This is a genomic window from Aeromonas sp. 600276 (assembly GCF_049175815.1).
Lineage (GTDB): Bacteria > Pseudomonadota > Gammaproteobacteria > Enterobacterales > Aeromonadaceae > Aeromonas > Aeromonas dhakensis.
On sequence record NZ_JAAKVU010000037.1, the window covers coordinates 1 to 5,939 of the forward strand.

A 5,939-nucleotide genomic window follows, 5' to 3' on the forward strand; every position below is an offset into this window, starting at 1 on the left:
TGGTGGAGCTACGCGGGATCGAACCGCGGACCTCTTGCATGCCATGCAAGCGCTCTCCCAGCTGAGCTATAACCCCAACTCACCTCGGCGCTACCAAAGTTATCTCCGGCAACGGAGGCGCATGATAGGCACCGGCCGCTTTGCTGTCAACCCAAAAATAACGGCGATTCGCGCGTTTAGTCAAAATTCAAGCAGTTAGCCGATTTAACCGGCAATGGCACCGCTATCTCGCTGTTTTATGTCACAAAACCGGCCTTTGACCAAAAACAAAGGGCCCCCGTACGGGAGCCCTTTTTCAAGCGATGGTTGGCGCTTACTCGGCGGCCATGCGCGCTTCGATATACGCCAAAGCGCGGTCGATGCGGGCGAGCACTCGCTCCTTGCCCACCAGCGCCATCACGGCATCGATGGCAGGGGACTGACCCAGCCCGGTGACGGCTACGCGCAGCGGCATGCCGACCTTGCCCATGCCCTGACCCAGCTCGGCAGCAGTGGCTTCAATCAGCTCGTGCAGCACTTCGGTGGTCCAGGTTTCCAGGGCAGCCAGCTTGGCCTTGGCCAGGGTCAGCGGCTCGGCGGCAACGCCGCGCAGGTGCTTCTTGGCTGCCGCCTCGTCGATGGCCTCGTACTCTTCGAACAGATAGCGGCTCTGGGCGGCCATCTCGACCAGAGTGTTGCAGCGCTCGGCCAGCAGGGTCACCACGTCGGCCAGGGCCGGGCCCTTGCTGGTGTCGATCTTCTGGTCGGCCATGTGCCAGGCCAGATGCTTGGCAACATAGGTCGGATCCAGGCTACGCATGTAGTGGTTGTTCAGCCACAGCAGCTTGTCGGTGTTGAAGGCGGAGGCAGACTTGGAGATGGCGTCCAGGCTGAACAGCTTGATCATCTCCTCCAGGCTGAAGATCTCCTGATCGCCGTGGGACCAGCCCAGACGCACCAGATAGTTCAGCAGCGCTTCCGGCAGGTAGCCGTCGTCGCGGTACTGCATCACGGAGACAGCACCGTGGCGCTTGGAGAGCTTGGCGCCGTCGTCACCCAGGATCATGGAGACGTGGGCAAACTCAGGCACCGGCGCGTTCAGCGCCTTGTAGATGTTGATCTGGCGCGGGGTGTTGTTGATGTGGTCTTCGCCACGCACCACGTGGGTGATCTCCATATCCCAGTCATCGACCACCACGCAGAAGTTGTAGGTCGGCGCGCCGTCGGTACGGCGGATGATCAGATCGTCGAGCTCGGTGTTGGCGAACTCGATGCGGCCACGGACGTGGTCATCGAACACCACTGAGCCTTCGGTGGGGTTGCGGAAGCGGATGACGTGGGGCGCATCGGCCGGGTGATCGTGGGCGTGGTCGCGGCACTTGCCGTCATAGCGGGGCTTCTCGCCGTTGGCCATCTGGCCTTCGCGCAGCGCTTCCAGCCGCTCCTTGGAGCAGTAGCACTTGTAGGCGCGGCCGTCAGCCAGCATCTCGTCGATCAGGCCGTTGTAGCGATCGAAGCGCTTGGTCTGGTAGTAGGGGCCCTCATCCCAGTTCAGCTCCAGCCATTCCATGCCCTCAATGATGGCGTCGATGGCCTCCTGAGTGGAACGTTCCAGGTCGGTATCCTCGATACGCAGCACGAACTCACCGCCCTGGTTCTTTGCAAACAACCAGGAATAGAGTGCGGTACGGGCACCGCCGACATGCAAAAAGCCGGTCGGGCTGGGAGCAAAACGGGTTTTGACTTTCATCTTTAAGCCTTGTGTAGAGGGCCTTGGGCCAATTCGTTAAAAAAACCGTCGCATTTTAGCACCGACAATGACGGATGGGAAAACCATGGCGCTGCCACGAGCCAAAGTAGGGGGAACAAAGCACCGGTCCGCCCCCTTGCCACCTGATGTTTGAAGGGGATCGCAAAACAAAATCCCCGTTTCCTATTTGCTATGCAAAGTGTTGGAGAGCTGCCTCCTCCGGCCGATATTCAAATAACGCTCACCAACAAGGAAGAGACGATGCAGTTCCGTTCTATCCAGAATCGCATTCTGGTGATGGCCGGGATCGCCATGACCGCCGCCCTGGTCATCCTGATCCTGCTCAACCAGTACTCGGGTCAACAGACCCAGAAGCTGACCATCAGCTCCAGCCGCGCCGCCCTGCAGCAGGAGGCCTGGCAGAAGGTCAGCGCCAACGCCCGTGCCGAGGCCGCCACCATCACCCAACTGCTGCAAAAGGGGCTCTCCTATACCCAGCAGATGGCCAGCGCCCTCGCCCTGCAGCAGGAGGGCAAGCTGCCGCTGGATCGCCAGCAGGCCACCGATCTGCTCAAGGCCCAGCTCGCCCTCGAACCCCAGCTCTACGGCGCCTTCGCCGGCTTCGAGCCCAACGGCTTCGATGGCCAGGATGCCAGCTTCGCCGGCCAGACGGCGCTGGGCAGCGACAGCAAGGGGCGCTTCGTCCCCTACTTCTATCGTGACAAAGACCAGGTCGGCACCGATTTGCTGCTCTCCATCGAGAAGAGCGATCCGGATGAATTCGGCAATCCGGCCAACGACTACTACGCCTGCCCGAAACGGGAGGGGCGCTCCTGCCTCATCGACCCCTTCAAGGTGGACATCAACGGCCAGCAGGTGCTGGTGAGCACCATCACCACCCCCATCATGGTGGGCGGCCAGTTCAAAGGGATAGCCGCCCTCGATCTGGCGGTGGACTCCATCAGCCGTCAGGCCCAGTCCCTCAACAGCAACATCTATGACGGCAAGGGCGAGACCCTGATCGTCAGCGCCGCCGGCGTCATCACCGGCACCAGCGGGGACGCCAGCCTGCTCGGCAGTCGCGCCGACAAGCTGCTCGGCAACGGCTGGCAGCAGTACCTCAAACCCGAGGTACAGCGCGAGGAGCTCGACGATGCGTTTCGCATCTCGGTGCCCATCGCGGTGCCGGGCATGAGCCGCAACTGGGCCATCATCGTCACCCTGCCCTACAAGGTGGTGCTGGCCGGTGCCGATCAGCTGGAAGCCCAGCTGGGCGACATGAACCGGGCCGCCATGACCCAGCAACTGGTGGGTGCCGTCGTGGTGCTGGTGCTGGCGCTGGCCACCATGCTGGTCATTGCCCGCAGCATCACAGGCCCCATCCGCCAGATGGTGAGCCTGGTGGATGACATCGCCGATGGCGAGGGGGATCTCACCAAGCGGCTCAATACCCAGTCCCAGGATGAATTGGGGGATTTGGCCAAGGGCATCAACCGCTTCATCGACAAGCTGCAGGTGCTGCTGGGGGATGTGCTCAAGACCGCCAGCGAGGTGAACCGTCACGCCGGCGACACCGACCGCATCGCCGGCCAGACCGACAACAACCTGCAGCACCACCAGGCAGAGATGGAGCAGATGCTGACCGCGGTGCAGGAGATGTCCTACGTCAGCCAGGAGGTGGCGACCCACGCCAACAACACCGCCGACTCGGCCAAACAGGCTCAGGGTGCGGCGGATCAGGGCAAGGTGCGCTTCCAGCAGGTGATCCAGTCGATGCACAAGGTGGCCGCCGAAGCTGGCAAGGGCGCCGAGGTGGTGGAAGGGCTGGCTCACGACAGCGAGCAGATCACCAGCATCCTCACCGTCATTCAGGGGATCGCCGATCAGACCAACCTGCTGGCGCTCAACGCCGCCATCGAGGCAGCCCGGGCCGGCGAGCAGGGCCGCGGCTTTGCGGTGGTGGCCGACGAGGTGCGCAAGCTGGCGGGCAACACCCAGCAAGCGGTGCAGAATACCCAGGAGCTGATCGAGAAGATCCGCCACAGCTCGGCCAACGCGGTCAACGCCATCAACCAGAGCCAGCAGCTGACCCATCAGGCGGTGGGGGAAGCAGATCTGGCGGAAGAGGCGCTCGGCAGCATCTATCAGGCCATCTCCACCATCAACGACATGACCTACCAGATCGCCTCCGCCGCCGAGGAGCAGAGCTCGGTCTCCGAGACCGTCTCCGGCAATCTGTCAAAAACCAACGCACTGGCCAACGACATCGCCCAGGATGCCACCGAGACGGCCAAAGCCAGCCAGGCATTGCGTCAGGCGGCCGAGCGTTTACAGCAATTGTTGGGACAATTTCGTCTCAGCTGATAATTTTCACGGTCAGGACTCTCCCCCTCGGGGGCGAGTCCGTTTACCATAGGCACGAATTTGCCTGATGGCAGGCAATGTAGTGAGAGGTAAATGCCGTGCCCACCCCGGACCGTCGCCCCCGTGGCCACAACAGACGAGCCCAGCAGCGTCGCCAAGACGAATCACAAGGATCCCTGCTCCATCGTATCAATGCCGCTACCCTGCCCCTGCGCCAACGCATCGGCCAGGGCATGAGCGGACTTGGCCAACGCGGCCAGGAACCCAGGACTGGCAAGTTCAAACTGGCCAGCCCGCTGCCCCGCAAGCACACCATAGGGCTGCTGATCCTGATCCCGCTCTGGCTGCTGGTACTGGCCTGGGAACCCGCCCCGACCGAACCCAAGGCGGCGCCGTCCGGTTCGCTGACGGTGCCCATCGCCGTGCCGGCCCAGGCCCTCACCGTGGGCAACGGCGCCAGCGGCAATGCCCCCGCCGCGGCCAAACCGGTGGAAGAGAAGGTCAACGGCACCTGGCTGCAACACGATGTGCAGGCCGGTGAAACCCTCTACTCCATCTTCCGCAAGTTCGAGCTGCCGGGCGCCGAACTGAGCCGCCTCATTGCCATCGAAGGGCCGGATCGCCCGCTGACCCGTCTGCAGTCCGGTCGAGCCATCTTTATCCTGGTGGACGACACCCGCCGCATCCAGCGGGTCGAGATCCGCTCCTACGGTCAGGCCATCTATCGCTACGACCGACAGGGCGAAGGATTCGCCCTCAAGGAGTGATGAAACGGGAGGCCTGGCGCCTCCCGTTTTTTTGACCGGTTCCCGTGAAACAAGCTACTGACTTCACAATATTTTTAGCTTGCTCAAAAAATGAAAAGTGCCAAATTGACAAGGGATCGTGCTCACGTACAATCGTTTGTGCTTTAGACAGGGATTGTGCTACATGCTACTGGGACAAATTGACGTGGTCAGTCATGCTTCAACCCCTGCTTTCTAGGCAAATGCTGCCCAACCAGGCTTAGTTTCATTTTGTTATAGATAGGACTTACCACATGTCTGACATTCGCACCGGCCAAGTAAAATGGTTCAACGAAACCAAGGGTTTTGGCTTCATCGAGCAATCCCAGGGACCGGACGTTTTCGTTCACTTCTCCTCCATCCAGAGCGCCGGTTTCAAGACCCTGGCTGAAGGTCAAAAAGTACAGTTCACTGTGACCCAGGGCAAAAAAGGTCCTCAGGCTGAGAACGTTACCGTTATCTAAGCCAGCGCCAGTGAGCCGGTAGGAGGAGCCATCGCCCCTCCTATTTTTTTGCCTGCCATTTCCCCTTCCCCGCCACGATCATCAACCTGCCCGCAGCAGCAACAGCCCTTCCCGCCCTTGTGTACGACACGAGTACAGCAAACATGGATCTGATCTGGCTGAACGCCGGATACGACAAATCATCGCAGCGCGATGTAATGGGCAATTCAAATGGATGGTGAGGACTTCCAAGAGAGATTGGAGCGGGAAACGAGACTCGAACTCGCGACCCCAGCCTTGGCAAGCGCGGATCATGCTCTACCAACTGAATGTGGCAGTGATTGTATTGAGCAACTGGATTCGTGAACTTGGGGGAGAGAGATTGAATTTGAAGAGAGATTGGAGCGGGAAACGAGACTCGAACTCGCGACCCCGACCTTGGCAAGCGCGGATCATGCTCTACCAACTGAATGTGGCAGCGATTGTATTGAGAAAGTGGATTCGTGAGCTTGGGGGGGAAAGAGATTGAATTTGAAGAGAGATTGGAGCGGGAAACGAGACTCGAACTCGCGACCCCGACCTTGGCAAGGTCGTGCTCTACCAACTGAGCTATTCCCG

Annotated in this window: 4 protein-coding genes and 1 tRNA gene; 3 read left to right on the plus strand and 2 right to left on the minus strand. The window is 60.6% G+C overall.

Going from position 1 to position 5,939, the window contains the following annotated elements:
- Both G5134_RS21135 and gltX read right to left on the minus strand, forming a co-directional pair.
- Positions 1-76 (minus strand) — tRNA-Ala (locus G5134_RS21135).
- A 237-nt stretch (positions 77-313) separates the two neighbouring features.
- On the minus strand, positions 314-1,729 hold the full coding sequence (gene gltX, locus G5134_RS21140; protein WP_065017525.1) for a glutamate--tRNA ligase: 1,416 nt from the start codon (positions 1,727-1,729) through the stop codon (positions 314-316).
- 261 nt (positions 1,730-1,990) lie between these two features.
- Here gltX and G5134_RS21145 point away from each other — a divergent pair, with 261 nt between their 5' ends.
- The 3 genes from G5134_RS21145 (at position 1,991) to G5134_RS21155 (ending at position 5,342) form a co-directional block, all read left to right on the plus strand.
- Positions 1,991-4,093 (plus strand): methyl-accepting chemotaxis protein, encoded by a 2,103-nt coding sequence (locus tag G5134_RS21145; protein ID WP_065017526.1) that lies wholly within the window; start codon positions 1,991-1,993, stop codon positions 4,091-4,093.
- 98 nt (positions 4,094-4,191) lie between these two features.
- A complete protein-coding gene (locus G5134_RS21150; RefSeq protein ID WP_005297821.1) occupies positions 4,192-4,860 on the plus strand; it encodes a LysM-like peptidoglycan-binding domain-containing protein in 669 nt (222 codons plus the stop codon).
- 272 nt (positions 4,861-5,132) lie between these two features.
- Positions 5,133-5,342, plus strand: a complete 210-nt coding sequence (locus G5134_RS21155; protein WP_005297820.1) for a cold-shock protein — start codon at positions 5,133-5,135, stop codon at positions 5,340-5,342.
- Positions 5,343-5,939 lie beyond the last annotated feature (597 nt).